The sequence below is a fragment of the Bartonella sp. TT121SHDZB genome (assembly GCF_042193415.1).
Lineage (GTDB): Bacteria > Pseudomonadota > Alphaproteobacteria > Rhizobiales > Rhizobiaceae > Bartonella.
Window position 1 is genome coordinate 396 of the sequence record NZ_JBHILR010000054.1, and the last position, 308, is coordinate 703.

General features: G+C 67.5%; 1 protein-coding gene. It reads left to right on the forward strand.

Annotated elements, in window-relative coordinates; genetic code table 11:
• On the forward strand, window positions 1-308 hold a 308-nt coding region (locus ACFIKI_RS08425), incomplete at both ends, for a DNA polymerase (RefSeq protein WP_375666757.1).

The window sequence follows — 308 nt, forward strand, 5'->3', positions numbered from 1 at the left end:
GCACCGCGTGCTGTGGCCGCAGCTGCAGGCCAACGACGGCCTGCGCGGCGTCTACGAGCTGGAGATCGCCACCAGCGAGGCCCTGTTCCGCATAGAGCGCAACGGCGTGCTCATCGATGCCGCTACGCTGGCCAGGCAGAGCAACGACCTGGGCCAGCGCATCGTGCAGCTGGAGCAGGAGGCCTACGACATCGCGGGCCAGCCCTTCAACCTGGCCAGCCCCAAGCAGCTGGGCGAAATCTTCTTCGACAAGCTGGGCATGCCCGTGGTCAAGAAGACGGCCACCGGCGCACGCAGCACCGACGAAG